Here is a 24,869-nt window from a genome sequence, read left to right as displayed (position 1 = left end):
AGTCCGGGGACACTTCAACCTGCATCGAAGGTGCAGCGTTTATTCGGGGCGATTGCCGAGCTTCACTGGCTCTGGGTTCGACGTGAGGTCGCGCTTGTCGCGCTGACCCGAGAGGGGTTCGCCCTTGACCTGGAACCACACGTTTTCGGCGATGTTGGTGGCGTGGTCGCCGATACGCTCGATGTTCTTGGCCATGAATAGCAGATGCGTGCATGGCGTGATCACGCGCGGATCTTCCATCATGTACGTGAGCAGTTCGCGGAAGTAACCGGTATACGCTTCGTCCAGCTGCACGTCGTCCTGCCAGACCTTGTAGGCGCGTTCGGCGTCGCGGTCGCGGTAGGCGCGCAGCACTTCGCGCACTTCTTCGGCCGCCAGTTCGGCCAGATGAGCCAGGCCACCCGTGGGTGTCAGCGGCGCGGCCATCGACAGCGGGATGGAGCGCTTGGCGACATTGGCGGCGTAATCGCCGATGCGCTCGATGTCGGCAGCGATGCGCAGCGCCGCGAACACATTGCGCAGATCGCCGGCGATCGGCGCGCGTAGGGCTAACAGTCGCACGACGTCGTGGCTGATTTCCTGCTCCAGCTGGTCGATCGCGTCGTCGTTATGCACTACGTGCTGTGCCGCGCGTTCGTCGCGGCGATCCACGACGTCGATGGCTGCTTCCAGCTGGCTCACTGCCAGCTCGCCCATACGAACCAGTTCGCCGGTGAGGCGAATCAGTTCGTCGTCGTAGCTCTTGATGATGTGTTCCTTGCTGCTGCCGCTCATGGGTCTTGCCTCGTAGTATTCAGGTTAGGGCAGGGCGTTGATGCGAATTCTCGCGAGGGTGACCCCTCACCCTGCCCTCTCCCCAGAGGGGAGAGGATAATCAGTGGGGCGTTCCGCCCGGTTATCCGAAGCGCCCGGTGATGTAATCCTCGGTCTGCTTCTTGCCCGGCTTGGTGAAGATTTTCTCGGTGTTGTCGAACTCGATCAGCTCACCCAGGTACATGAAAGCCGTGCGGTCGGAACAGCGCGCAGCTTGTTGCATGTTGTGCGTGACAATCACGATGGTGTATTCGTGCTTGAGTTCTTCCACCAGTTGCTCGATGCGGCCGGTAGCGATCGGATCGAGCGCCGATGTGGGTTCGTCGAGCAGGAGCACCTCGGGGCGCAGCGCGATACCACGCGCAATGCACAGGCGCTGCTGCTGACCGCCGGAAAGACCCAGCGCGCTTTGCTTGAGCTTGTCCTTCACTTCTTCCCACAGCGCCGCGCTGCGCAGCGCCTGTTCGACACGAATTTCCAGGTCGGCACGCGACATCTTCTCGTGATGACGGATGCCATAGGCCACGTTTTCGAAGATGGTCATCGGAAACGGCACAGGTTTCTGGAACACCATGCCGACCTTGGTACGCAGGCGGTTCATGGAGTAGTTCGGGTCGAGGATGTTCTCGCCGTCGAGCTCGATCGAACCCTTGGCTTCAAGCTTGGGATAGATCGCGTAAATGCGGTTGAAGATGCGCAACAGCGTGGACTTGCCGCAACCGGATGGCCCGATGATCGCAGTGACCTGCTTCTCCGGGATATCCATGTTGATGCCTTTCAGCGCCTGGTATCCGTTGTAGTAGAAGTGCACATCGCGCACCTTGATTTTGGCGGACGACGTGGCGCCGGCCAGCGGAGCCGCGGTTGCGGCGGCAAGGTCATTCATAACTCACCTTTTTGCGCGAAAACATGATGCGGGTCAGCAGGCTCAGTGCCAGCACGAACAGAGTGATCAACAGCGCGCCGGCCCATGCGATGGCGTGCAGCGCCGGATTCGGATCATTGGTGTATTGGTAGATCGTGCCAGGCATGCTGGCCATCTTGTCCAGCGGATGCATGGTCATGAAGTTGTTGCCGAAGGCGGTGAACAACAGCGGAGCCGTCTCGCCGGCCAAGCGCGCGAGCGCCAGCAGGATGCCGGTGAGAATGCCGGAGAAGGCGGCGCGCATCAGCACTTGCACAGTCAGCTTCCACTGCGGAATGCCTAGCGACAAAGCCGCCTCGCGCAAGGTGCCGGGTACCAATTGCAGCATCTCGTCGGTGGTGCGCACGATCACCGGCAAGCCGATCAGCGCCAGCGCCACGCTGCCGGCGAAGCCGGAGAACGAGATGGTGCCGTGAGTCATGTCCGAGATCGGCAGCACGATGATCACGTACACGAACAGACCCAGCACGATCGACGGCGCCGACAACAAAATGTCGTTGAGAAAACGGATCGACGCGCCAAGCCGGGTGGAATTGGCGTATTCGGCCAGATAAGTACCTGCCAGCACACCGATCGGCGCGCAGATCAGCAGCGCCATCAGATCCATGATCAGGCTGCCGACGATGGCGTTGGAGAGGCCGCCCTGATCGGCATAGGCGGTGATCTTGGTGAACAAGGTCAGGTTCAGCGCGCTCAAACCGTTCTGCGCGGTGATCCACAAAATCCAGACCAGGAAGATCAGGCCCAACAAGGTGGCGAATCCGCTCAGCACCATGGCGATGCCGTTGGTGATGCGGCGGCGTGCGTAGATGGCGGACATCAGCGTCCCTCCCTGCGGGCCAGCTGGCGCAGCATCAGGCGCGCGATCAGCAGCACGATGAAGGTGACTACGAACAGCAGGAAGCCCAGTGCAATCAGCGCGGAACGATGCAGTCCCACCGCCTCGTTGAATTCGTTGGCGATACTCGAAGAGATCGACGTACCCGGCATCAGCAGCGACGAGGTGATGTTGTACGAGTTGCCCAGCACAAACGTAACCGCCATGGTTTCACCGAGCGCGCGGCCCAGTCCCAGGAAGATACCCCCGATCACGGCCGAGCGGGTATACGGCAGCACGATGTCCCACACCACTTCCCACGTGGTGGAACCCAGCGCGTATGACGATTCCTTGAGACGCGCCGGCACCGTCTTGAAAACCTCGCGCATCACCGAAGAAATGAAAGGCAGGATCATGACCGCGAGCACGATGCCCGCGGTGAGCAGGCCCAAGCCCAGCGGCGGCCCCTGGAACAAGGCGCCGATCACCGGAACGTTACCGAGCGTATCGTTGAGCCACGGCTCGATGCTGGCCATGAAAGGCACGAAGACGAACAAGCCCCACATGCCGTAAATGATCGAAGGAATACCGGCCAGCAATTCGATGGCCGTGCTGACCGGACCGCGCGCCCAGTTGGGTGCGATCTCGGTGAGGAAAAGGGCGACACCGAAGGCGACGGGGACGGCAAGGACCAAGGCGATCAGCGACGTCACCAGCGTACCGACGATCGGCGCAAGCGCACCGTACTGATCCTCTACGGGGTTCCAGTCCGAACTGAACAGGAAGTGGAAGCCGTCCTTGAACAGCACCTCGCGACCACCCCACAGCGTGGACAGCGCGGCACCGAGCAGGGTGCCGAGCACCAGCAGTGCGCAGAAGCGCAGCAGGAAACGGAACAAGAGGTCGTGACGTGCATCAGCGCGCGAACGATGTTCGGTATCACGGGCGAGCGGTTCGGCGCTTATAGCTTGCATGCAGAGGCGTTTCCGCGATGGTTTTCATCAGCACGACGCGCGCAACAGAGCGTTGCGCGCGTCGCAGGTCTACTTGGCTGCAGCTGTCTTTGCGACAGCGCGCAGCTTACATCTTGTAGTCGCTGGACCAGTACGTCTTGATCTGCTGCACCAGCGTATCGGGCAGCGGCACGTAGTCGAGCGAACGGGCCGAATCCTGACCGTGTTCATAAGCCCACTTGAAGAAATCGAAGGCGACCTTGGTGTTGGCCGCGTTCTTCGGCGTCTTATACATGATGACCCATGACGTGGCGGTGATCGGCCATGCCGAAGCGCCCGGAGCGTTGGTCATCAGCAGGTTGAAGTCCTTCGCGCTCTTCCAGTCAGCGGTGTCGGCGGCAGCCTGGAAGCTGGCGGTGTTCGGTTCGATCACATTGCCCGCGGCGTTCTTCATCTTCGCGTAGCCGAGCTTGTTCTGCAGCGCGAATGCATACTCCACGTAGCCGATCGAATTCGGAATCTGCCGGATGTAAGCCGACACGCCTTCGTTACCCTTGCCGCCGATACCGGCCGGCCATTTGACGGCGGTGCCTTCACCGACTTTCGACATCCACTCAGGGCTCACCTTGGACAGGTAATCGGTGAAGTTGTAGCTGGTGCCCGAACCATCCGAACGATGCACCACGGTAATGCGCGAGCTCGGCAGATGGATGCTGGGGTTGAGCTTGACGATGGCCGGATCGTTCCACGTGGTGATCTTGCCGAGGTAGATGTCGGCCAGGGTCGGGCCGTCCAGCACGAGCGCGCCGGGAGCGACGCCAGCAACATTGAAGGCCGGCACGATACCGCCGATCACGTCCGGGAACTGGCCGAGACCGAACTTCGCCAGATCTTCCGGCTTGAGCGGCATATCGGAAGCGCCGAAATCAACGGTGCCTGCCTTGATCTGCGCGATGCCGCCGCCCGAACCGATCGACTGGTAGTTGATGTGGTTGCCGGTCTTCTCGGCATACGCGGCCGACCACTTGGAAATAACCGGATAGACGAAGCTGGAGCCCGCACCGGTGATATCGGTAGCGTGCGCCGTCATGCCGAACATGGACACGGCGACTGCGATGGCGAGCGTGCCGAGGCGAGACGGAAGTTTGAATGAGGTCAACACAGTGGCTCCTTTGAGACGGAAGTGGCGAGTAATGCCTGCGTCCCTTCTATTGCAGGGGCTGGGTGTTGCAATGAGATGAGATGAATATGTCAGTCTGATGACAGACGTAACGATTTCTCAGGGGAGCATGGCGCCGACGCGCTCCAGTTCCAGCACTTCAAGCGCACGCAAGCGGTTGACGATGCGGCAAAAAAGCAGGGCCGTGCGCTCCGCGTCGTAGATCGCCGAATGCGCTTCGCTCGCATCGAAGGCGTATCCCGCTGCCATGACCGCTTTACTCAGCACGGTCTGTCCGTAGGCGAGGCCGCTCAAGGTGGCGGTGTCGAAGCAGCTGAAGGGATGGAACGGATTGCGCTTGTGGCCCACGCGGCGCACGGCGGCATTGAGAAAGCCGAGATCGAAGGCGGCGTTGTGTCCAACCAGGATCGCGCGCTGGCATTCGTTTTGCCGCACACCTAGTCGTACCGCATGGAAAATATGATCGAGCGCGAGGCGTTCGTTTATGGCGCCGCGGAGCGGGTTGTCGGGATCGATCCCGGTAATCTCCAGCGCGCGCGGGTCGATGTTCGCGCCGGGGAAGGCTTCGACATGAGTCGAAACGGCGGGGTGCGGATAAAGATTGCCCTCCTGATCCATCCCGATGACCACGGCGGCGATTTCTAGCAAAGCGTCCCGTTCGGCATCGAACCCGCCGGTCTCTACGTCCACGACTACCGGCAGGAATCCGCGGAAGCGATCGGCCATGCGGGCCGTCATGCTGTTGTTGAGTTGCTCCATCTCGCAAGCATATCAGCCGACTCCCGTTTTCCGCCTGGCTACCTTACCAACCGTATGTTTATGTCTTCGTTCTGTCACATAACATCCATCTAACGGTAAAGGTCCCGCCCGATCATGCCCACAACCCGCAGGCCGCTCCAGGGGAAATCTAGAGATGCCAGGCGGATTCATCAATAAAAGCGGAGACAACAACATGCGTTCCAAGATGCTCACGGTAGCGATCGCTGCCGGATTGGGCCTGACCAGCGTTACAGCTGTGTCAGCTCAGACGTCGAACAAGAAAGTGACCGTTAGCGCAGCCGAGCTGTCCCAGATGAAGGCCGAGATCGCCGCTCTGGAGCAGAAGGTACAGGATCTGGAATCGCAATCTGCCGCACAGACGCAAGCGCAGGCTGAGACCGCGCAGAGCGTGCAGGCCACCCAGCAGCAGGTGCAGGCTACGCAAGCACAGGTGCAGAAGGCTGAGCAGACCGTGGCGACCAAGCTCGGCGACACCCTCGGCGGCTCCGGCGGCGTGAAGTGGACCTTCGGCGGCTTCCTGGCGGCTGAAACGGCATACCGCTCGCGCGACACGGCCGATGATGTGGCTACCAAGTTCACCGCCATCCCGTTCACGGGCGGCACGAGCACCGCGCCGATCAACACCAGCAGCGGCGCGACGACTACCTATCCGGTCACCAACGCCAGGAACGACCAGTTCCTGTATAGCGCGCGCCAGAGTCGTCTGTCGATCAAGGCAGAGGGCGACATCAACGACTCTACTCACGTGACGGGCTACTACGAGACGGACTTCCTCGGCGGCGCTCAGACGGCGAACATGAACGAGAGCAACTCGTTCAATATGCGCATACGCCAGTTGTGGACCAACATTGACTGGAACGACTACGGTCTGCACTTGCTGGGTGGTCAGGCTTGGTCGCTGCTGACCCTCGACAGCGTGGGTATCACCCCGACGAAGGAAGTGCTGCCGCCCACTATCGACGCACAGTACAACGTGGGCTTCACCTGGGCTCGCCAGACTCAGCTGCGCATCGTGAAAGACTGGGACAAGATGTGGTGGTTGGGCGTGTCGGTGGAAAATCCGCAGACGGCGGGCATCGGCTCCTCGGCAGGTACGGGTACCAAGGGCTATGCGACGACGACGGCCACGGTTCAGGCCGGCTCGCTCTATGACACCCTCAACACGGTGTCGATCAACCAGGTTCCGGACGTCATCGTGAAGTTCGCGGCTGATCCGGGTTGGGGTCACTACGAGTTGTTTGGCATTTCGCGCCAATTCACCACGCGCGTGACGCCGACCACCGCCAACGGCGGCCCTGCTGCCACCACCAACCAGACTGCACATGGCGGCGGCTTTGGTTTCGGCATGGTGTTGCCGCTGCTTCCGAAGGTCCTGGACTTCCAGCTTTCGGGCATGGACGGCAAGGGCATTGGCCGTTACGGCACGGCTGGCCTCAACGACATTACCTACACCACGAGCGGCGCTCCGCATCCGTTGAAGGAAAACATGGTGCTCGGCACGCTGACCTGGCATGCCACGGACGCCCTCGACGTGTACGCCATGGGTGGCCGCGAGCAGGAGGACAGCTACTTGACCTCCGGCGTGAACGGTTTGCCGCTCGGTTATGGCGCCGCGGCGCTCGGCTACAACAACAGCAACTGCTTGGTTTACGGCGCGGCTACTGATTGCACGGGCCAGACCCGCAGCGTCAAGGAACAGACGATCGGCTTCTGGTGGAAGTTCTACCAGGGCAAGTTCGGCCGCTTGCAGTTCGGTTCGCAGTTCTCGCATGCCTCGCGCCAGCTGTTCACCGACGCTCACAGCAACACGCCGACCGCGTCCGACAACATGTTCTTCACCAGCTTCCGTTACTACCCGTTCTAATCGGTGGGAAGCGGATAACTGGAAAAGTTATCGTAAGGGAGTTCGACCTAGGGATGGAAAAACGGCGGGCCTATGCCCGCCGTTTGCTTTTTTGAATCCCGATCCGTTATTCGGCGCGTGTCTTGTCGCGATAGCGACAAAGATCGCGGATAACGCAGTTCGGGCAATCCGGCTTGCGCGCTTTGCACACGTAACGACCGTGCAGGATCAGCCAATGGTGCGCATCCTGCTTGAATTCAGGCGGCACGACTTTTTCCAGTTTGTCCTCGACGGCACGCACGTCTTTGCCTGGTGCCAAGCCGGTGCGGTTGGCAACTCGAAAGATGTGCGTATCGACGGCGATGGTGGCATGGCCGAATGCCGTATTCAGCACCACATTGGCCGTCTTGCGACCTACACCAGGCAACGCTTCAAGCGCTTCGCGGCTATCGGGTACTTCGCTATCGTATTGCTCGACGAGAATGCGACTTAGGGCGATGACGTTCTTTGCCTTGGCGTTGAAAAGGCCGATCGTGCTGATGAAACGCTTCAGCTTTTCCTCGCCTAATTCCAAGATCGCCTGCGGCGTATTGGCAACGGGGTAAAGCTTGCGGGTGGCCTTGTTGACGCCAACATCGGTGGCTTGTGCGGAAAGCACCACGGCAACCAGCAATTCGAATGGCGTGGTGTAGACGAGTTCGGTCGTGGGGCGAGGATTGAGTTCGCGCAGCCGCGTGAACAATTCGACGACATCCGCTCGCTTCACGTTTTCGGCTCCTGCTTTTTCGCTTTCGCGCGTGCCAGCGCATCCTGCACACTTTGGCTTGCGCTGGAGGTATGGACTTGCGCCTTGCGCGATGTCAGTTCCGCTTCGCGCTGCATGTGTTGCTCGTTCAAACGAACCTCTCGACGCTCGAAGTGTATGCGCGCGGCATCGGCATGGGCGGGATCATCCGCCTGTTCGACAGGCATCGGCTCCAGCACGATGCAGTCGACGGGGCAGGCCGGCACGCAACGTTCGCAGCCGGTGCAATCGTCGGCGATCACCGTATGCATCAGCTTGTTGGCGCCGACGATCGCATCGACCGGGCATACTTGAATGCATTTCGTACAACCGATGCAATCGGCTTCGATAATGCGTGCAAGCGTGCGCGGCTTTTCCACGCCATTGGCCGGATTAAGCGGTATCGGTGCGCGGCCGAGCAAAGCAGCTAGCTTTGCGACGCCTGCACTGCCCCCGGGTGGACACTGATTGATCTCCGCTTCGCCAGCGGCGATCGCCTCCGCGTAGGGACGGCACCCGTGATAGCCGCATTGCTCGCATTGTGTCTGCGGCAGCAGGGCGTCGATGCGGTCGGCGAGCACGCTCATGTCGGAGGCGGCGATACCGATCAGCGCACCGTCGCGCCTGGCTTCGCACCCTGATCCGCGTCGAGCAGAAACAGATCGCCGCCGCCGTCGCCAGCGGAAAGAATCATGCCTTCGGACAAGCCGAAACGCATCTTGCGCGGTGCGAGGTTGGCAATGAAGATCACATTGCGACCGATCAGCTTTTCCGGTTCGCCGTAAGCAGCGCGGATACCGGAGAAAATCTGTCGCTTCCCGAGAACGCCCGCATCCAGCTCGAAGCGCAGCAGCTTGTCCGAACCGTCGACGAATTCGCAGGCCAGCACTTTGCCCACACGCAAGTCGAGCTTGGCAAAATCATCGATGCCGATGACGGCTGCATCTTGCGATGGGGGTGTTGCAGTATTTTCGTTCATGGCCTTGCTGTCGTTCCTGGCAGGTTTCTTGATGGCAACGGTGGGCTCTGGTGTGGTGCCCAGCGATTCCTTCGAGGCTTCGACCATCGCTTCGATACGTTTGGAGTCGATGCGCGAGAGCAGAGGCTCGAAGGCGTGGATGGTGTGATTGTGGAGCGTGGCGCAGGCTGCGTCGAAATCGGCAATGGGTGCGTCCAGGAACTGCTCGGCCGCCGCGACCGTGGCAGGCAATACCGGTTTCAACAAACCACCGAGCAGACGGAAGGCCGCTAGCGAGAACGAACAAACCTGATGCAGTTCCGCACGCTGCGCTTCGTCCTTCGCCATCACCCACGGCGCCTTGGCGGCGATGTGTCCGTTGACCAAATCCGCGATCAGCACAAAACGGCGCATGGCCTCGGCGAATTCGCCGCTTTCATACAGCGCCGGCACGCCTTCGTAGTGCGAAAGCAGTACGCGCCATAGTTCGTTCTGTTCTTCCGAAAACTGCGCGGCAAGGCGGCCATCGAAAAACTTGTGCACGAAACCGGCCGTGCGGCTAGCGATATTCACCCACTTGCCGATCAGGTGCGAATTGACGCGTTCTTCAAACGCCTTCAGGTCGAGGTCCACGTCGACCGGCGCGTCGTTGAGCATCGTCGCGAAGTAGTAGCGCAGAAATTCCGGATGCAACCCGGCGTCGAGATACGTGCGTGCCTGGATGAAGGTGCCGCGCGACTTGGACATCTTCGCGCCGTTGACGGTGAGATAACCGTTGACGTGCAGCGCGGTGGGCGTGCGGAACTTCGCGCCGTGCAACATCGCCGGCCAGAACAGGCCGTGGAAATTGATGATGTCCTTGCCGATGAAATGGTGCATTTCCGCGCTGCTGTCCGGGGTGAGGAAATCGTCGAACTTCAGCCCGGTTCTGTCGCACAGTGCCTTGAAGCTGGCGAGATAACCGACCGGCGCATCCAACCATACATAGAAGAATTTGCCGGGCGCATCCGGTATCGGGAAACCGAAATAAGGAGCATCCCGGGAGATATCCCAATCCTTCAGGCCGCCATCCAGCCATTCCTTCAACTTCGCCACAACGCCTGGGTTGGCCACTTGCGCGCCGCCCGTCAACTTTCCAGCAAACCAGTCGTGCAGCAGCGTTTCGAACTTGCCGAGCTCGAAGAAGTAATGCTCCGAATCGCGCAATATGGGCGTAGCACCCGACATCACCGAATAAGGGTTGATCAAATCGGTTGGCGCGTAAGTGGCGCCGCAGTTTTCGCAATTGTCGCCGTACTGATCCGGCGTACCGCAGTTGGGGCAGGTGCCCTTGATGTAGCGATCGGGCAGGAACATCTGCTTTTCAGGATCGAACAACTGCTGGATGCTGCGTCGTGCGATATAGCCGCCGTCGCGCAACCGTGTGTATATCAGCGACGCCAGTTCGCGATTCTCTTCCGAATGCGTCGTGTAGTAATTGTCGTAGCTGAAGTTGAACGCTGCAAAATCGGCTTCGTGACTGGCGCGCATCGCATCGATGAAGGCTTCCGGCGAAACGCCGGCCTTCTCGGCCGCCAGCATAATCGGTGTGCCATGCGCATCGTCCGCTGCGACGAAATACACCTCGCTGCCCATCATCCGCTGTGCGCGGACCCAGATATCGGACTGGATGTAGCCCAGCATATGCCCCAGATGAAGCGGACCGTTTGCATAGGGCAGGGCGTGGGTGACGAGTAGGCGTCGGGACATGGTTTCGGCGCTAGCTGGAGAGCTGCGCATTATGGCACGTCGTATGTGTTGCTCCAGATCAAGGCTTTTGGAACGAGCCTTCTCCCATGTGCGTTGACGCCCGTGTGCGCAAACCCACCTCGACCCTCCCCTGCAAGCAGGGGAGGGAATGTGCGATGGCTGGGCGAATTACGGGCTGGTCACGTTGAGTGTGATCGGGCCGGCAAGCACGGTGTAGCCGTTGTTGTAGCAGTACCAGACGCTGTAGGTGCCGGGCGCGAGGCCGGACGTATCGAAGGTTGCCGTCCCGCCTGCGCCGGCTACATATTGCCAGCTGGTCGAAGAGCCTTTTCCGGGACTATTGCCGGCGGCATAGATACTGATCCAGTTTTCGCTATTGAGTTTGCTGGCGGGCGTCGCGTAGTCGAAGTGCACGTAAGTGCCCTGGCTCACGCTTGGCATGCTGCTGGACAGCGTGGGCGCGGTGAGTGTCGGTACCGCGACGAAGGCATCGTTGATCGGCCGCGCGTATTGGTCGTTGTTGGTGAGTGGAGAGATGCCCAACGCCGACTCGATGGTGCGCCCCGAGCTGTAGTGGTTGTAGCTCGTGTTGCTGATGGCGCCGGCCTGCACCGTTCCCGGCGAGCCGACCAGGATCGTAGCGACATGGTTACCGGTGCTGGAAGCCGATTCGTCCCAGGTGAGGATCAGCAGTGAACGTTGCTGGGTCCACGCCGGCGAGTTGAAGATCGGTTGCAGGGTCTGCTGCAGCCAACCGTTCTGTACTTGCAGGCTATTGGCTGTGCCGTTTCCGGAGGCTTCACCGTCGTAGTAGTCGTCCGCGGCGATCCATGCGAAATTCGGGGTGGTGGCGGCCGACGTCAAGTCGGTAGTCAGTTGCGTGGTATCGAACAAGTGCGCAGCGCAGCGTGTGGGATTGGATATCACGTCAGTGAAATTGACGAACGGCGCATCGTCCGGTTCGTAATAGCTATCATTGTTGTTGCTGATATTGCAGGGTGTGCCCATACCTTGTTCGTAGGCTTTCCACGTCTTGCCACTGGCCTCGAGCTCATCGGCGATATTGCTTGCGGCGACTTTGATATTGGGAAAGTAGATGGCGCCCTGCACGAACGTGTTGCCACCGGCGATGGCTAGATAGTTTTCATCGCTGGGATGGTAGACGCCGCTGTAGTTGTCCAGCAGCGTGCCCTGGCTGGTCAGGCTGTTGATGAAGGGGGCATCGGTGGTGTCGCCGATGACTTCGCTGTAATTGGTGTTCTCCATCATCACCACGAAGACGTGATCGAAGACAGGCACGCTAGACGCGGGCGCCTGCAACGTCGATGCGGTGACGGGTGTGGAGAGCGTCAACGATAGATTGTCGGCATAGCCGATGTTGTAAGAGGCGGAAGTATCGGTGAATTGCAGCAGTACCGAAATCGTGCGCGTTCCCGCAGGCACATTGCCCGTGGCGGATTTTGCGACGAATCCGCTTTGACTGCCGCGGGCCGAGGCGTTGACGCCGGCAAGTTGTGCGGGCGTGCCCAGCGGTTTGCCGTTTACGTCGAGAAAGGTCGCCGTCACCACCGCTTGCCCGTTGTAGACGGTGTAGCCGCCTAGCCAACCGGAAAGATTGTAGGTGACACCGCCGCCGTCGATCGCCGTGGCGGCGCTCGATACATTCACGTTTTGGCGCAGCGCTGAATCGCCATACGGGCCATCGGCAATGAAGGCGTTGCCAGCGGAGCCCGAATTCGGTGTGCTGAAGCTGCCAATCGAATAGCACACGATCGACGGACTACCTTGCGTCACCGTCCAGCCCGGAACGGTGTTCACTGCCGACCAATCGGTCGTGCAGGTGCCCGATTCACCGTCGCCGTCGACCAGCAAGTTGCCGCTATTGGCTGCAAACGCCGATGTCGCAAACAATCCGCTCAAGCAAGCTGCCGTCAACATTCCAAGCAGCATCGACCCACGCTCACCGCGCATACGCAAACTCCCTCTGCCTTCGGCAGTATGTGATTGGAGTGCGGACGATGGATGGCGGTGATTGCTATCGCGCGACGGCTGGATGACAGCGTGATCGCTGTGAGCTGTAGTGCGACATCACGCAAATCGCAAATGGCTAGCGGCGCGTGATGAGTTCGTGAAGCGCGTTATATGAGTAGACGCGATGTTGTAACGATATCGAGAGGACATCCGCGGGAAGTGGCCCGCGGATGTCTTCATCGGATTATTGCACGCGTTCCCAGATCTGGCTGCGGCCCAGCAGGGAGAAACCGACATAGCCGTGTACGTCCAGCTTCTGTCCGCCATCGGCCATGGTCAGCTTGACCTTGTAGATGGTGCCGCTCTTCGGGTCGAGGATCTTGCCGCCATCCCAGATGTCGCCATCCTTGCTCACACCCCACATGATGGTCATGCCTTCGATCGGCTGATCCTTGCGGTCGCCCTCGCATTTTTTGCACACGGGATGCGGGCCGTCGTCGGAAAGCAGAACCTGCATCACCTTGCCTTGCAGCACGCCGTTGTTTTCGGTGATCTGGATGATGGACTTGGGTTTGCCGGTCACGTCATCGATCTGCCGCCAGGTTCCGACCGGCGTGTCGTTGGCGGCCCAGGCGATGGCCGAACTCAGCAGCAGGCAAGCGGCGATGGCGAATAGCGATAGGCCCGATTTCGACGGGTACTTCATGGCAGAACTCTCCCTACGTTGGCGTATGGCGAGCCTGCCGACCCATCCGGAATGGGTCAAGCTGCATTGCGCAAACACGTAGCATCTCTATGCCTGCTGGCATAATTGACGATCCCGACAGCGACTCTCTCCCCATGACGCAGGCGAACGAAGCCTTGGTACGCCACATTCTCGGCGACCTTATCGACCCTCATACCGGCACGCCGCTGGCCGACGCCGTGCGTGCGATCGGTGTGGACGGCAGCAGGGTATCGGTGGATATCCAGCTCGGCTACCCGGCGGCAGGGGCGAGTGAAACCCTCGGTGCGCTGGCAAGGCAGGCACTCGAAGCCGACCCTGCGATCGATGCAGCGACGATCTCTATCTCCAGCCGCGTCCACGCACACAAGGTGCAAGGCACGCTGGCGCCGCTAGGCAATGTGAAAAACATCATTGCCGTGGCGTCGGGCAAGGGCGGCGTGGGCAAGTCCACGGTGGCGGCGAATCTGGCGCTGGCGCTGGTTGCAGAAGGCGCCAAGGTGGGCATTCTCGACGCGGATATCTACGGGCCGAGCCAGCCGCGCATGCTCGGCATCCACGGCAAACCCGAATCGCCGGACGGCAAGAGCATCACGCCGATGACCGCTCACGGCCTGCAGGCCATGTCGATCGGCTTTCTGGTCGACGAAGAGACACCGATGATCTGGCGCGGGCCGATGGTGACCCAGGCCATGATGCAGCTGCTCGGCGACACGCGCTGGGACATGCTCGACTACCTGATCATCGATTTGCCGCCAGGCACGGGCGATATCCAGCTCACGCTGTCGCAGAAAGTGCCGGTGGCCGGCGCGGTGATCGTCACTACGCCGCAGGACATCGCGCTGCTGGACGCGCGCAAGGCGCTGAAGATGTTCGAGAAGGTCGAGGTGCCGGTGCTCGGCATTGTCGAAAACATGGCCACCCACATCTGCACGAACTGCGGCCACGAGGAACACATCTTCGGGGCAGGCGGCGGCGAGCGCATGGCCGCGCAGTACGACGTGCCGTATCTCGGTTCGCTGCCGCTGGACATCCGCATCCGCGAGCAGGCGGATGGCGGTACACCCACGGTCGCGGCGATACCCGATTCGGATCTGGCCGCGCGTTATCGCGAGATTGCCCGTAATACCGCTGGGCGACTCTCGCGCCAGCCGCGCAATAAGTCGCTGGGACTGGGCAAGATCGTTGTGCAGGGCACGCCTACGACGTAATGGCTAGTCCACATCGTGAAACCCTCTCCCTCCGGGAGAGGGTGCCGACAGGCGGGTGAGGGTGCGGGCGGAGCGTCATATTGAAGTCTGGCGTAAGAATCCACGGCCGCGCCTCGCTCGTACCCTCACCCCAACCCCTCTCCCAAAGGGAGAGGGGCTCAATCTGGCACAAGGACCACTAGACCATGTATTTTTGCCGTTTTGCGCCCGGCTTCGCCCGGTGCGCGTGGCCTGACGCACCGGAGTCCGAGTGAGCATCAAATCTGACAAGTGGATCCGCCGCATGGCGGAACAGCAGGGCATGATCGAGCCGTTCGAGGCCGGCCAGGTCAAGCTGCGCGACGGCAACAAACTGATTTCGTACGGCACGTCCAGCTACGGCTACGACGTACGCTGTGCTCGCGAGTTCAAGATCTTCACCAACATCAATTCCACCATCGTCGATCCGAAGGCGTTCGACCCGAGCAGCTTCGTGGATGTGCAGGCGGATGTGTGCATCATTCCGCCCAATTCCTTCGCACTGGCGCGCACCGTGGAGTACTTCCGCATCCCGCGCCAGGTGCTCACCGTATGCCTGGGCAAGAGCACCTACGCGCGCTGCGGCATCATCGTCAACGTGACGCCGCTGGAGCCGGAATGGGAAGGCCACGTGACGCTGGAGTTCTCCAACACCACGCCGCTTCCGGCCAAGATTTATGCCAACGAAGGGGTCGCGCAAATGCTGTTTTTCGAATCCGACGAGGAATGCGAAACCAGCTACAAGGACCGCGGCGGCAAGTATCAGGGCCAGCAAGGCGTCACCTTGCCGCGCACCTGAACGGCGCTGAGCTGAACGGCGTGTTTCGCATCTCATCCACCCATCCGGGGCAGCGCTACACTTCGCTTGGCCTCACCGAATATTTGCAGGAGATCCGCATGATCCGTTTTTCCAAGTTGCCGACCCGCGGCGCCGCCGTGCTTCTGATCGGCAGCCTGCTACTGCTTGGCGGTTGCCATCGCAATGCCACCAAGAGCGCGGCGGAGATCACACAGGTACAAAGCCAGTTCGACATGACGATCAAGGCGTACAAGAGCGGACAGTTCCTGATCGATGGCGCTGTACTTTCCGCGCTTGATGCAGGCAGCCATTTCGCTTATCTGAAGGACTCGGGCAAGTTGCCCAAGACCGTGCTGCTGGTGCCGAGCGACGATTCCAAGATCAAAAAACAGCACCTGCAATACATGGCGCGTCTGCAGCTCGATTATGGCTTCGTCGCCTACTATGACGACGGCGGCAAGCTGGCACGCATCAACCCGATCGAGACCAAGGCGCGCGCGCTCGAAGACTATCGCGCGCCTTCCACGGCTCCCACCAGCGATACCAACAAGGACGCCGCCGGTACTCCGTACGGCAACGCGTCCGACAGTTCGTCCGGTCACTGATCCGGCGACCGCAATACGAATAAAAAAGCGCCCGCGGATATGCGGGCGCTTTTCTTTTGTGCAGATTGAAAATGGCGGTGTTACCGCGTCAGTCGGGCGAGATGTCGAGGTGATGCCGCAACAGCTCGACCCGTGATCGCAGCTCGCTTTCCGTATAAGGCTCGGCGCGACCGTGGCCCCACACCGGACCCGGCCATGCCGCATCATCGTGCCGGCGCGCGACAACGTGGATATGCAACTGCCGCACTATGTTGCCGAGTGCGCCGATGTTGAGTTTGTCGCAGGGAGCCACTTCGCGCAGCGCCAGCGCCGCACGATTGACTTCACGCCACAGGCGCTGTTGCGACTGATCGCCAAGGTCGGAAATTTCGACCAGGCCCGCTTCGCGCGGTACCACGATCAGCCAAGGAAAACGTGCATCGTTCATTAGCAGCACGTTGCACATGTCGAGCGATGCTACCGGTACGGTATCCGCCTGCAAGCGCGAATCGAGAATGAACTCCGGACGCCTCATGCGTTAGCCAGGTATGTGTCGAAGAACGCCATCGTTCGCTGCAATGCGAGCTTGGCGCTGGTCTCGTGGTAGTGGCTCGGATCGATATCGCGATTGAACGCGTGTCCGGCGCCGGCGTAGCTAAAGACGTCCATCTGCGGTAGCGATTCACGATGCTTGGCTACCATCTCGGGCGGGATGGACTTGTCCTCCCCGCCGAAATGGAACATGACTGGTGCTTTCGGTGTTTCAGCAAGGAACGGCACATTACGCGCACCGTAGTAACTCACCGAGGGCAGCCCCAGCCGAATCGCAGACAAGAAAGCGACCGTACCGCCCCAGCAATAGCCAACAGTACCGATCTTGCCTGCCGAAGCGATGGCCTCGGCAGCACTGGCGACGTCCTCCAAGGCACGGTCCAATCCCACCTCGGTAATCAGCTGTCTACCTTTGTTCATACCTGCATCGGTGTAGTCGAGCTCGACATCGGTTTCCAGGTGATCGAAAAAGGCCGGCGCAATCGCGGTATAGCCGGAGGCAGCGAAACGGTCCGCAACACTGCGGATATGCGCATTGACGCCGAAAATCTCCTGGATCACCACGATGCCGCCCTTGGGTTTTCCAGGTGCTTCGGCGAGATACGCGCCGATGCATTGCGTGCCGCTGGTCGGGACGTTGATGTGCTTACCCATGAGCCGCCTTCCTTAAACTGAACTTCCAGTCAGTTTAACCGCAGGGGCGACAGGGTCGATCTGGCGTACAATTGACCGTTTCCCGCTGGTTTACGGTAGTTATAGCCATGTCAAAGGCGTCTCAGAAAATCGGTTTCGTCAGCCTGGGCTGTCCCAAGGCGCTGGTCGATTCCGAACGCATCCTCACCCAGCTCAAGGTCGAGGGCTATGAGATCGTGCCCAGCTACGACGCAGCCGACGCAGTGGTAGTGAACACTTGCGGCTTTATCGATGCAGCGGTGCAGGAGTCGCTGGATGCGATCGGTGAGGCCTTGCACGAGAACGGCAAGGTGATCGTCACCGGTTGTTTGGGCAAGCGTTCCGAGCTGATTCGCGAAGCGTATCCCGACGTGCTCGCCATCACCGGCCCGCAGGACTACGCCAGTGTAATGAGCGCAGTGCACAGCGCGTTGCCGCCCAAGCGCAATCCGCTGTTGGACATCATTCCCGACACCGGGATCAAGCTGACGCCGAAGCATTACGCGTACTTAAAGATTTCCGAAGGCTGCAATCACCGCTGCAGTTTCTGCATTATTCCGTCGATGCGCGGCGATCTGGTGTCGCGTCCGGTCGATGAAGTGCTGATCGAGGCGGAGCGCCTCGTCAAGGGTGGCGTGAAAGAGTTGCTGGTGATTTCGCAGGACACCAGTGCCTATGGCGTTGACGTGAAATACGCCGAACGCACATGGCGAGAGAAGACCTATCGCACGCGTATGACTGAACTCTGCGAAGGTCTTTCCGAGCTGGGCGCGTGGACGCGCCTGCATTACGTCTACCCGTATCCGCACGTGGACGAGATCATGCCCTTGATGGCGGAGGGCAAGATCCTCCCGTATCTGGACATCCCGTTCCAGCATGCAAGTCCGCGCATTCTCAAGCTGATGAAGCGCCCGGGCAATATCGACAAGACGCTGGAGCGCATCCGCAACTGGCGCAAGCTGGTGCCCGATCTCACGTTGCGCAGCACGTTTATCGTCGGCTTTCCGGGCGAGACCGATGCGGAGTTCGAGGAGCTGCTCGATTTCCTGCGCGAAGCAGAGCTGGATCGCGTCGGTGCTTTCGCTTACTCGCCGGTGGACGGCGCCAAAGCCAACGAACTTCCCAATCCGGTTTCCGAAGAACTGAAGGAAGATCGTCTCGAACAGTTCATGGCGGTGCAGGCGGAGATTTCCGCCGCAAAGCTGCAACGGAAGATTGGCCGGACGATCAAGGTGCTGGTCGACGAAGCCGGCGCCGACGGCGCTGTCGCACGCTCGGCCGCCGATGCGCCGGAGATCGACGGCGTCGTACACATTGCCGACGGGCAGTCGCTGAAATCGGGCCAGTTTGTCGATGTCGTGGTGGAAGCGGCAGACGAGCACGATCTGCACGCGCGTCTGGTCCACTGATTCGCCGCACGGCATGCGCTACATCGCACCAGCGCGGCAAGCCGTTGATCCGGCTGTCTTTGCGCTGGCGCCATTGGCCTATTGGCGCGAGCACGATGCGTGGCTGCGTGGCGCATCCTGGCCGTCCATCGATGATCTCAACGCGTGCTGGTCGCATGATGCCAGCGAGCGCTTTGTCACCCAGACGCGAGCGCTGCTGGAAGACGGTCTGCACTATGAGGAACGCATCGCGCGTCTTGGCCTGATCGCCACGCGAGAGGCGAACTGGCACGACTTGTTCAACGCGTTAATCTGGTTGCGTTATCCGCAGCTAAAACGTGCGCTCAATCAACAACAGGCGATCGACGTTGCCCGCTTTGGTCCGCGCGAGCGTTCTCGTGCGCAATACGCGCAGACGCATTTCGACGAGGCGGGTGTGGTGGTGATCGTGCGCGATCCGGCCTTGCTTGCGTTGTGGGATGTGCACGATTGGCATGAACTGTTCTGGCGTCGCCGCGAAGCGTGGCGCGATGGTTCGATCGGATTGGAAGTGTTTGGCCATGCGTTGCTTGAGCATGCATTGACGCCAGGCAAGCTGCTCGTGGGCAAAGCGCTGGTCGTTCTTGTGAATGGCGACGCGGACCATTCCCGTGCGCTTGCATGCTGTGCCAACGCGATTGCAAAAGGGCAGGTATTGCGCGATCCGCTGGAGCTGCGACCGTTACCGCTGTCGGGCATTCCCGGTTGGCACGCCGCGAATGAAGATGAGACGTTCCACCTCGGCGCCGCGTGCTACCAGCCCCTGCGCAGCGGCAGGCATTACCCTTTGCCCTTACATCTTACGTAGGGCCGGGTCGACCCTTCATCAAATGTGGTGGAACCCCAGTTACGGGTATTCCACGCCAATCACCGCAAAGCGTGTGCGGCCAGACGGCAACTCGGCTTCGAATTCGTCGTCCAGCTTTTTTTTCATCACGGCAAGCGCCAGCGGTGAGTCGATGCTGATCCAGCCGCGCTTGGCATCCGTTTCGTCAGGTCCGACGATGCGATAACGCAAGGTTTCGCCACTGTCGATGTTTTCCAATTCAATCAGCGCGCCGAAGAACACGGATTCACGATCAGCCGGTGCGCCCTCGGCCACCTTTAGCGAAGGAATGCGTTTGCTGAGATAACGCACGCGGCGATCGATTTCGCCGAGCTGTTTCTTGCGATACGTGTATTCCGCATTCTCCGATCGATCGCCTTCGGCCGCGGCAGCGGCCAGCGCCTTCACCACTTCGGGTCGAAGCGTATGCCACAGATGATCCAGTTCGCTTTTGAGCTTTTCGAAACCTTCGCGCGTGATGATCGCGGTGGAGCGGGGGGCAGGGGGGCGCCAACGACTCATGATGATGCTCAGTGCCTCTTGCCTAGGTTGCATCCAGTCAGGATGTCTGTCGTGGGTGGCGTTCCAGAATGACGCCCGATTGTAGCGATGTGAAGGCGATGGCATCGAAATAAGTTGTTTGAGTCTGCACGCCGCGCGGGCTATGGTTGCGCCTTTATAGCTGGTGTAGTCCGTCATGCCTTACCGTCCCGCCGTCCGTTCCCTCCGATTGGTTTCATTGATCGTGGCGTTTATGCAGTTGACGGCCTGTGCTTCGGGCGGAGGGACGGTCAAACAGCCTTCCGCTTCCGTGAACGGGCTCTACAGCCAGCTCGATCAAGCTAGTCAGGGTTATGAGGCGGCCTTGCAGCAGACGCGCGCAGGCGATACGCAAGGCGCACAGAAGACCTTGGACCAGTCGCTCGATCAGTTGAAGAATGCCGCGGCACACTGCGGCACGACGCCCGGCTGCGATCCGCAGCGTTTCTTCTCGGTGTTCGATCGCCTGCTGCGCCTGAAGGACGGCAGCTTTATCGGCGACGAAACCCCCAACGAAGACGCCGGGGCGTCGGCGACCGTGCCGCAAGCCGGGCAGCCCGACGGTGCCAGCCTGCCGGAGGCACAGCGCAGCGTGACCTTGCTGCGCGGGCATCAGCTTTCCGAACTGATCGCCGTGAACGGCCCGGTAAAAGCGGCGCTGGAGATGTGGCTGACCCAATGGCGTTCGAACCTGATGGACGCCTATGTCAATTACCAATACCTGCGCCAGGAGATGTGGCCCCAATACCAGGATCAGGGTCTACCTGAGGCGTTGCTGTTCGGCATCATGGCGAAGGAGTCGGGCGGCAAGGTGCACGCCGTATCGCGTTCCGGCGCGGCGGGGCCGTTGCAGTTCATGTACGCCACCGGTCTGCGTTTCGGACTGAGTGAGCAGGATGGATTCGATACGCGTTTCGATCCGGCTGAATCGGCCCGCGCAAATGCCGAGTACATGAACGAGCAGCTAAAGGCGTTCAACGACAATCTGGAACTGACGCTGGCGGCCTACAACGGCGGCGAAGGCCGTATGCGACGGCTGGTCGGGGACGACACCTCAGTGAGCTTCTACGATCCGCGCATCTACGGCCAGATGTCGCAGGAGACACGCGACTACGTACCGGAAGTGCTCGCCGCGGCGTGGCTGTTCCTGCATCCGGACAGCTATAACCTGCACTTTCCGCAGATCGAGGGTCAGCTGGGCAGCGTCACGCTCAAGCGCGCGGCGTCGATTTCGGAACTTACCGTGTGCCTTGGCTCGGCCAACAATATGTCTGAAGGCTGGTTCCGAACGCTGCGCAACCTCAACCCGCGACTCGATCCGCAACAGGAGCAGCCGATGGGCGCCGTGTTGCAGGTGCCCAAGCCGCTGGAAAAGATCTACGACGTGCGTTGCGTGAATGGCCCTTGGCCGATTCTTGCCAGCGATCTGCATAACGCGGTGGTACCGGTGATGCCGGCGCCGCAGCCCGCTGCCGCAGCGCCGGATCCCGTAGTCCATTACACCGTCCGTCGCGGCGATACCCTTGCCAGTATTTTGCGCAAGCACGGCAGCTGCTCGAGCGAGAACGAAGTAGCCCGCATGAACAATCTCAAGTTCGACCATGTTCGCGCGGGGCAGGTATTGAAGCTGCCGAGTTGTCGGTAGCTTGGCGAAGCCACCTTACGCCCGACTAAGCAGGGGCGAGAGACGAGTAGCGAGGGTGGCTCCGAGAACAGATTGCCGCCTGGAGCAATCTGCCAGGGTCTCCTCCGTCGCCGTTCCTTAGTTAGGGACGAGTGCGGGTCTTGACGCCCTCGCTACTCGTCCCTCGTCCCTTCGTCATGTCGTGACGCGAGGTGTTGCCACGTGAAGATGTCTAGGCGGCTGCGCCCGATCGCATCCACTCTGCCGTCGCGTCTGCCTGTTCGCTGCCGGCATCGCGCAGTTCGCGCAACACGCGCAGCAGTTGGCGATGCTGCGGCTGCAGACTGGCGTACTGCGAATCCTTGGTCTCGTGGTAGGCCACGGCCAGCCACAGGGCGATGCCGCGCAAGGCGACTTCGGGGTTATCGGACTTCGAGCGGGCGAAGCCAATCTCAGTGCCCTGTCCCCACGGCATATAGCGGTGTTCCGGCGCCGTGCTGTACAGGTGGGGGAACTCGCACTTGGACGCCTGGCCAATTTCCCGGAGCGTCATGAGTCCCAGACGCGAGCGGACGCGTGCGGGAAGCGGGGAGATGCTGCGCTCGATCTGCTGGAACTGACGCTGCAGCTGCCGAGCGCGAGTTATCGCGATAAGGCGGGTGACGATCTGCATGTGACCCCTCGTTGGACAGATGCCGCACGGGCGCGCGGATTGGTCACGGAGGATAGTGACTCGTCGTTAAGGAATGCGCCGAAAACGTCACAAAATGACAACAAGTGTCAGGGTTCGCCACGTTGGGTTGGCAGCCGACGGCTATTTGGCTCATTAAGTGTGACGCAGTTCACCTATTCGCTCACCCACCTTGATGGCTTGCTGCGGCAGCAAGGTGTCCAGCTCGGTCGCTCCCTCGGGGAATAGCACGATCACCGTGGAGCCCATATTGAAGCGCGCCATCTCGTTGAAGCGATCCAGGGAGATGTTTTGTCCCCCAAACGATTTGCGCCGAATCGAGGGCGCGTAGGGAGGAATCACCAGCCCATCCCACACCGTGGCGACCGAAGACACCAGGATCGCGCCCACCATCACCACAGCGAACGGGCCGTGTTCGCCCTCGAAGTGACAGACCAGCCGCTCGTTGCGCGCGAACAAGCGCGGGATGGCTTCGACGGCAAACGGGGCCACGCTGAAGATTCGGCCCGGGATATGCACTGTCTCTTTCAGCTCGCCGCGAACGGGCATGTGCACGCGGTGGTAGTCACGCGGCGACAGGTAGATGGTGGCGAAACGGCCGTTGCGATAAGGCGCGGCTGCGGCTTCGTCACCCAGTAGTTCGGCGGCCGTGTAGTCCTGTCCTTTGGCCTGGAAAATGCGTCCGTCGACGATGGGGCCCGCCTGGCTGATGCGTCCGTCAGCCGGTGAGAGCAGGGCGGCTGGAGCCGCATCCGCCTGGCGGGCATGGGTACGCAACTTACGGGTGAAGAACGCGTTGAAGTGGGGGTAGGCAAGCGGGTCCGGTTGTGCAGCTTCGGTCATGTCGACCTGATAGCGCCGCACGATCTGGCCGATCAGGAAATTCTTCCAGGGTGCGAACGTCCAGCGTGTGGCCCAGTAAACCACGCGCGACAAGGCCCGATGGGGAAGGATGTATTGCAGGAATATCTTGAAAGTCATCCAGCAAGTATAGGCAATACGAAGCGATTTCAGGCGGGGGCTGCATCGTTTCGGGGGAGGCGATATGCAACAACGAATGACTCCGGCCACCGCGTTGGCCGCACTCGATCAGGCCAGGAAGACAACGATCGGCATGTTCAAGCACGGCTCGCTGGAAGTGGAAATCTTCCAGCCGGCCGGCATCGATATGCAGACACCGCATCGACGCGATGAGCTTTGCGTGGTGATTTCGGGTCGCGGCTATTTCGTGTGCGGCGATACGCGACAGCCATTCGGGCCGGGCGAGGTGCTGTTTGTACCAGCCGGCACACCGCACCACTTTGAGGATTTCAGCAAGGACTTCAGCGCCTGGGTGATGTTCTACGGACCCAACGGCGGAGAGGCAGCCTAGGCTGGGGTGAGCACAGCGAGCCCCAGCGCGTCTGGGGCATAGCTGGTGGGGCTGCATGGGGCGAAAGACAAGCAGTCGCTATACTTCACAGCCCCCCAGCCGGACCGTGCTCACGTGACTGCCGAACTCGCCTCGATCATCGACTTCATCCGCTACGGCGCCAGCCGCTTCTCCGCGGCGGGGCTTACTTTCGGGCATAGCCACGACAATCCGATCGACGAAGCCACGCATCTGGTGCTGGCCAGCTTGCATCTGCCGCCGGATATTCCGCCGGCTTACGGCGCCGGGAAGCTCACTGCCGAGGAGCGCGCACGCGTGCTGAACCTGATCGAGCGCCGCGTCAACGAGCGTCTGCCGGTGGCCTATCTGGTGGGCGAAACCTGGTTCGCCGGATTGAAATTCAAGAGTGATCGCCGCGCCCTGGTGCCGCGCTCGCCGATCGCCGAGCTGATCGAATCTGGTTTTACGCCGTGGCTGGACGGTCGACACGTGGAGCGCGCGCTGGATCTGTGCACTGGTTCCGGCTGCATCGGCATCGCGATGGCCGAGTACAACCCGCACTGGCAGGTCGACATCGTGGATATCAGCGACGATGCCTTATCGCTGGCGCGCGAAAACGTGGCGTTCCAGCACGTGGACGATCGCGTGGATGTTGTGCGCTCCGATCTTTTTGTTGGGCTCAAGGGCCGTCAGTACGATCTGATCGTCTCCAATCCGCCGTACGTCACCGAGGACGAATACGCCGCGCTGCCGGGCGAGTACAGCCATGAGCCCAAACTCGGCCTCACCTCGGGCGACGATGGCCTCGATATCTGCCTACGCATCCTCGACGAAGCAGCCGACTATCTCAGCGAAGACGGTTTGCTGATCGTCGAAGTCGGTGAAAGCGAGCACGCGCTCAACGCGCTGCTGCCGGACGTGCCCTTCGTATGGATCGAGTTCAAAGTGGGGCCGATGGGTGTGTTCGCGCTGGAGCGGCGAGAGCTGGTGGAGTATGCCGCTGTAATTCGCGCGGCGGCTTCAGCACGCCGTCCGCGCTGAATGACGTGATCTATG

The 24,869-nt window shown here is 60.7% G+C and carries 25 protein-coding genes; 9 read left to right on the top strand and 16 right to left on the bottom strand.

Annotated elements, in window-relative coordinates:
- Window positions 1-39: 39 nt before the first annotated feature.
- From phoU to rnt, 6 genes are all read right to left on the bottom strand, one after another.
- Window positions 40-774 carry a phosphate signaling complex protein PhoU gene (gene phoU, locus QQL64_RS07305; protein ID WP_284397630.1) on the bottom strand — a complete coding sequence of 245 codons (735 nt, stop codon included), beginning with the start codon at window positions 772-774 and terminating at the stop codon, window positions 40-42.
- A 121-nt stretch (window positions 775-895) separates the two neighbouring features.
- Window positions 896-1,699, bottom strand: coding sequence for a phosphate ABC transporter ATP-binding protein PstB (gene pstB, locus QQL64_RS07300; protein ID WP_284397629.1), 804 nt, complete (start codon window positions 1,697-1,699; stop codon window positions 896-898).
- Window positions 1,692-2,558, bottom strand: a complete 867-nt coding sequence (gene pstA / locus QQL64_RS07295; protein WP_284397627.1) for a phosphate ABC transporter permease PstA — start codon at window positions 2,556-2,558, stop codon at window positions 1,692-1,694. Before pstA ends, pstB begins: the two co-directional genes overlap by 8 nt.
- Window positions 2,558-3,529, bottom strand: coding sequence for a phosphate ABC transporter permease subunit PstC (gene pstC, locus QQL64_RS07290; RefSeq protein WP_284397624.1), 972 nt, complete (start codon window positions 3,527-3,529; stop codon window positions 2,558-2,560). Before pstC ends, pstA begins: the two co-directional genes overlap by 1 nt.
- A 106-nt stretch (window positions 3,530-3,635) precedes the next feature.
- Window positions 3,636-4,625, bottom strand: a complete 990-nt coding sequence (gene pstS, locus QQL64_RS07285) for a phosphate ABC transporter substrate-binding protein PstS (RefSeq protein WP_284399690.1) — start codon at window positions 4,623-4,625, stop codon at window positions 3,636-3,638.
- Between the two features lie 162 nt (window positions 4,626-4,787).
- Window positions 4,788-5,447 (bottom strand): ribonuclease T, encoded by a 660-nt coding sequence (gene rnt, locus QQL64_RS07280; protein WP_284397621.1) that lies wholly within the window; start codon window positions 5,445-5,447, stop codon window positions 4,788-4,790.
- A gap of 193 nt (window positions 5,448-5,640) precedes the next feature.
- On the opposite strand from rnt, the gene QQL64_RS07275 reads away from it, so the two are divergent.
- A complete protein-coding gene (locus tag QQL64_RS07275; protein ID WP_284397618.1) occupies window positions 5,641-7,332 on the top strand; it encodes a hypothetical protein in 1,692 nt (563 codons plus the stop codon).
- Between the two features lie 106 nt (window positions 7,333-7,438).
- On the opposite strand, the gene nth is transcribed toward QQL64_RS07275, so the two are convergent.
- From nth to QQL64_RS07250, 5 genes are all read right to left on the bottom strand, one after another.
- A complete protein-coding gene (gene nth / locus QQL64_RS07270; RefSeq protein ID WP_284397615.1) occupies window positions 7,439-8,077 on the bottom strand; it encodes an endonuclease III in 639 nt (212 codons plus the stop codon).
- Complete coding sequence (locus tag QQL64_RS07265; RefSeq protein ID WP_284397613.1) at window positions 8,074-8,682, bottom strand: RnfABCDGE type electron transport complex subunit B; 609 nt, start codon at window positions 8,680-8,682, stop codon at window positions 8,074-8,076. Before QQL64_RS07265 ends, nth begins: the two co-directional genes overlap by 4 nt.
- Window positions 8,683-8,702: 20 nt before the next feature.
- Complete coding sequence (gene metG, locus QQL64_RS07260) at window positions 8,703-10,802, bottom strand: methionine--tRNA ligase (RefSeq protein ID WP_284397611.1); 2,100 nt, start codon at window positions 10,800-10,802, stop codon at window positions 8,703-8,705.
- Window positions 10,803-10,970: 168 nt separating this feature from the next.
- Window positions 10,971-12,773: an alkaline phosphatase family protein gene (locus QQL64_RS07255; protein ID WP_284397608.1), complete on the bottom strand. Its 1,803-nt coding sequence runs from the start codon at window positions 12,771-12,773 to the stop codon at window positions 10,971-10,973.
- 244 nt (window positions 12,774-13,017) lie between these two features.
- A complete protein-coding gene (locus QQL64_RS07250) occupies window positions 13,018-13,479 on the bottom strand; it encodes a DUF2147 domain-containing protein (protein ID WP_284397606.1) in 462 nt (153 codons plus the stop codon).
- 134 nt (window positions 13,480-13,613) lie between these two features.
- On the opposite strand from QQL64_RS07250, the gene apbC reads away from it, so the two are divergent.
- The 3 genes from apbC to QQL64_RS07235 all read left to right on the top strand — a co-directional run bounded on the left by apbC (window position 13,614) and on the right by QQL64_RS07235 (window position 16,130).
- Window positions 13,614-14,708, top strand: coding sequence for an iron-sulfur cluster carrier protein ApbC (apbC, locus tag QQL64_RS07245; protein WP_284397603.1), 1,095 nt, complete (start codon window positions 13,614-13,616; stop codon window positions 14,706-14,708).
- A 250-nt stretch (window positions 14,709-14,958) separates the two neighbouring features.
- Window positions 14,959-15,525: a dCTP deaminase gene (dcd, locus tag QQL64_RS07240; protein WP_284397601.1), complete on the top strand. Its 567-nt coding sequence runs from the start codon at window positions 14,959-14,961 to the stop codon at window positions 15,523-15,525.
- A gap of 98 nt (window positions 15,526-15,623) precedes the next feature.
- Window positions 15,624-16,130: a hypothetical protein gene (locus QQL64_RS07235; RefSeq protein WP_284397598.1), complete on the top strand. Its 507-nt coding sequence runs from the start codon at window positions 15,624-15,626 to the stop codon at window positions 16,128-16,130.
- Between the two features lie 88 nt (window positions 16,131-16,218).
- Here the strand turns inward: QQL64_RS07235 and QQL64_RS07230 are convergent, their stop codons facing one another.
- Both QQL64_RS07230 and QQL64_RS07225 read right to left on the bottom strand, forming a co-directional pair.
- Entirely contained in the window at window positions 16,219-16,644 is a 426-nt protein-coding gene (locus QQL64_RS07230) for an HIT domain-containing protein (RefSeq protein ID WP_284397596.1), read from the bottom strand.
- The gene (locus QQL64_RS07225; RefSeq protein ID WP_284397594.1) at window positions 16,641-17,315 is read right to left on the bottom strand and encodes a dienelactone hydrolase family protein; all 675 of its coding nucleotides are present in this window, start codon (window positions 17,313-17,315) and stop codon (window positions 16,641-16,643) included. Before QQL64_RS07225 ends, QQL64_RS07230 begins: the two co-directional genes overlap by 4 nt.
- A 107-nt stretch (window positions 17,316-17,422) precedes the next feature.
- On the opposite strand from QQL64_RS07225, the gene rimO reads away from it, so the two are divergent.
- Entirely contained in the window at window positions 17,423-18,742 is a 1,320-nt protein-coding gene (rimO, locus tag QQL64_RS07220; protein WP_284397592.1) for a 30S ribosomal protein S12 methylthiotransferase RimO, read from the top strand.
- Window positions 18,743-18,755: 13 nt separating this feature from the next.
- Window positions 18,756-19,568, top strand: a complete 813-nt coding sequence (locus tag QQL64_RS07215) for a DUF3025 domain-containing protein (RefSeq protein WP_284397589.1) — start codon at window positions 18,756-18,758, stop codon at window positions 19,566-19,568.
- 39 nt (window positions 19,569-19,607) lie between these two features.
- Here the strand turns inward: QQL64_RS07215 and greB are convergent, their stop codons facing one another.
- Complete coding sequence (gene greB / locus QQL64_RS07210; protein ID WP_284397586.1) at window positions 19,608-20,108, bottom strand: transcription elongation factor GreB; 501 nt, start codon at window positions 20,106-20,108, stop codon at window positions 19,608-19,610.
- A 175-nt stretch (window positions 20,109-20,283) separates the two neighbouring features.
- Here greB and QQL64_RS07205 point away from each other — a divergent pair, with 175 nt between their 5' ends.
- A complete protein-coding gene (locus QQL64_RS07205; protein WP_284397583.1) occupies window positions 20,284-21,771 on the top strand; it encodes a transglycosylase SLT domain-containing protein in 1,488 nt (495 codons plus the stop codon).
- Window positions 21,772-21,982: 211 nt separating this feature from the next.
- On the opposite strand, the gene QQL64_RS07200 is transcribed toward QQL64_RS07205, so the two are convergent.
- Window positions 21,983-22,423 (bottom strand): hypothetical protein, encoded by a 441-nt coding sequence (locus tag QQL64_RS07200; RefSeq protein WP_284397581.1) that lies wholly within the window; start codon window positions 22,421-22,423, stop codon window positions 21,983-21,985.
- A 153-nt stretch (window positions 22,424-22,576) separates the two neighbouring features.
- Window positions 22,577-23,422: an archaetidylserine decarboxylase gene (gene asd, locus QQL64_RS07195; protein ID WP_284397578.1), complete on the bottom strand. Its 846-nt coding sequence runs from the start codon at window positions 23,420-23,422 to the stop codon at window positions 22,577-22,579.
- A gap of 76 nt (window positions 23,423-23,498) precedes the next feature.
- Between asd and QQL64_RS07190 the strand changes: the two genes are divergently transcribed.
- Both QQL64_RS07190 and prmB read left to right on the top strand, forming a co-directional pair.
- Window positions 23,499-23,813, top strand: a complete 315-nt coding sequence (locus tag QQL64_RS07190) for a cupin domain-containing protein (RefSeq protein ID WP_284397575.1) — start codon at window positions 23,499-23,501, stop codon at window positions 23,811-23,813.
- A 114-nt stretch (window positions 23,814-23,927) separates the two neighbouring features.
- The gene (gene prmB, locus QQL64_RS07185; protein WP_284397572.1) at window positions 23,928-24,854 is read left to right on the top strand and encodes a 50S ribosomal protein L3 N(5)-glutamine methyltransferase; all 927 of its coding nucleotides are present in this window, start codon (window positions 23,928-23,930) and stop codon (window positions 24,852-24,854) included.
- Window positions 24,855-24,869 lie beyond the last annotated feature (15 nt).

The organism is Dyella lipolytica, assembly GCF_030160075.1.
Classification (GTDB): Bacteria; Pseudomonadota; Gammaproteobacteria; order Xanthomonadales; family Rhodanobacteraceae; genus Dyella_B; species Dyella_B lipolytica.
This window is presented reverse-complemented; position numbering and strand designations above follow the sequence as displayed.

Bases quoted from the DNA above. Each gene is read 5' to 3' on its own strand.
- phoU (WP_284397630.1), bottom strand. From the start codon at position 774: ATGAGCGGCAGCAGCAAGGAACACATCATCAAGAGCTACGACGACGAA.
- pstB (WP_284397629.1), bottom strand. From the start codon at position 1,699: ATGAATGACCTTGCCGCCGCAACCGCGGCTCCGCTGGCCGGCGCCACG.
- pstA (WP_284397627.1), bottom strand. From the start codon at position 2,558: ATGTCCGCCATCTACGCACGCCGCCGCATCACCAACGGCATCGCCATG.
- pstC (WP_284397624.1), bottom strand. From the start codon at position 3,529: ATGCAAGCTATAAGCGCCGAACCGCTCGCCCGTGATACCGAACATCGT.
- rnt (WP_284397621.1), bottom strand. From the start codon at position 5,447: ATGGAGCAACTCAACAACAGCATGACGGCCCGCATGGCCGATCGCTTC.
- QQL64_RS07275 (WP_284397618.1), top strand. From the start codon at position 5,641: ATGCGTTCCAAGATGCTCACGGTAGCGATCGCTGCCGGATTGGGCCTG.
- QQL64_RS07265 (WP_284397613.1), bottom strand. From the start codon at position 8,682: ATGAGCGTGCTCGCCGACCGCATCGACGCCCTGCTGCCGCAGACACAA.
- metG (WP_284397611.1), bottom strand. From the start codon at position 10,802: ATGTCCCGACGCCTACTCGTCACCCACGCCCTGCCCTATGCAAACGGT.
- QQL64_RS07255 (WP_284397608.1), bottom strand. From the start codon at position 12,773: ATGCGCGGTGAGCGTGGGTCGATGCTGCTTGGAATGTTGACGGCAGCT.
- QQL64_RS07250 (WP_284397606.1), bottom strand. From the start codon at position 13,479: ATGAAGTACCCGTCGAAATCGGGCCTATCGCTATTCGCCATCGCCGCT.
- apbC (WP_284397603.1), top strand. From the start codon at position 13,614: ATGACGCAGGCGAACGAAGCCTTGGTACGCCACATTCTCGGCGACCTT.
- QQL64_RS07235 (WP_284397598.1), top strand. From the start codon at position 15,624: ATGATCCGTTTTTCCAAGTTGCCGACCCGCGGCGCCGCCGTGCTTCTG.
- QQL64_RS07230 (WP_284397596.1), bottom strand. From the start codon at position 16,644: ATGAGGCGTCCGGAGTTCATTCTCGATTCGCGCTTGCAGGCGGATACC.
- QQL64_RS07225 (WP_284397594.1), bottom strand. From the start codon at position 17,315: ATGGGTAAGCACATCAACGTCCCGACCAGCGGCACGCAATGCATCGGC.
- rimO (WP_284397592.1), top strand. From the start codon at position 17,423: ATGTCAAAGGCGTCTCAGAAAATCGGTTTCGTCAGCCTGGGCTGTCCC.
- QQL64_RS07215 (WP_284397589.1), top strand. From the start codon at position 18,756: ATGCGCTACATCGCACCAGCGCGGCAAGCCGTTGATCCGGCTGTCTTT.
- greB (WP_284397586.1), bottom strand. From the start codon at position 20,108: ATGAGTCGTTGGCGCCCCCCTGCCCCCCGCTCCACCGCGATCATCACG.
- QQL64_RS07205 (WP_284397583.1), top strand. From the start codon at position 20,284: ATGCCTTACCGTCCCGCCGTCCGTTCCCTCCGATTGGTTTCATTGATC.
- QQL64_RS07200 (WP_284397581.1), bottom strand. From the start codon at position 22,423: ATGCAGATCGTCACCCGCCTTATCGCGATAACTCGCGCTCGGCAGCTG.
- asd (WP_284397578.1), bottom strand. From the start codon at position 23,422: ATGACTTTCAAGATATTCCTGCAATACATCCTTCCCCATCGGGCCTTG.
- QQL64_RS07190 (WP_284397575.1), top strand. From the start codon at position 23,499: ATGACTCCGGCCACCGCGTTGGCCGCACTCGATCAGGCCAGGAAGACA.